This window comes from Ruegeria sp. AB8 (assembly GCF_056542605.1).
The window spans coordinates 1-672 of sequence record NZ_JBQGAB010000113.1 but is presented as its reverse complement, the minus strand read 5'-3'; the positions used below and the strand labels follow the sequence as shown (position 1 = coordinate 672).

At 49.7% G+C, this 672-nt stretch carries 1 protein-coding gene; it reads right to left on the bottom strand.

Annotation, left to right across the window (positions count from 1 at the left end; genetic code table 11):
* Positions 1–340: 340 nt before the first annotated feature.
* The coding region (locus ACR0CG_RS24035) for a putative quinol monooxygenase (protein ID WP_480528030.1) at positions 341–672 on the bottom strand (332 nt) is incomplete at its 5' end.

Genomic DNA, 672 nt, shown 5'->3' with positions numbered 1-672 from the left:
CATGGGGTGGCTCCTTTCAAAAGCAGACTTTGACACCTGCACTATGGCGCATTGCGACGCCGGTTGAAGCAGGAGCCATCCACCCCATCAGGTTTGGATTTCAGCCTGTTTCACGCCTTTGAATGTCAGGTTTCGGGAAAACGTGCTGCGTTGCCGCGTTAGGGTCCGAAAACAGGACGTCGTGTTGAAGCGGATTTCGCTGCAACGGCGACCGGCGGAAAAGTCCGCTGAGCAGTCGTTCAGATCTACTGCAGCGAAGGTCCGCATCGAGCTCAAAGCGGACAAGCACCAAATCTCATAATTTTCTCGCACCGGCGATAGCTTCAAACGTCGGTTAATTTTACCATAGTAGCAGGCTTGTTTTTTGCGCCTCGAAACCTTTTGGCGTCGGAAAAAGCGAGCGCATCCTGGCAACAAGTTCGATCTCACCATCCAGCATCTTTCGGACGGTGTTTAACCAGTTATTGAAAGTTTCAGATTCCCAATGATCCTGGACCGCGGCTTCGTTCCTGAACACTTCGTAGAAATAGAAACGATTTGGGTTTGTTTCATCCACCATAATATGAAACTGAAAGACTTCAGGTTCTTCACTGACAACATTTTGCGCTTGGAAGATGCTGGCGTCCAAAAAGGGCTGCCGATACTCTGGTTTTACGTTGATCACGAAGAACC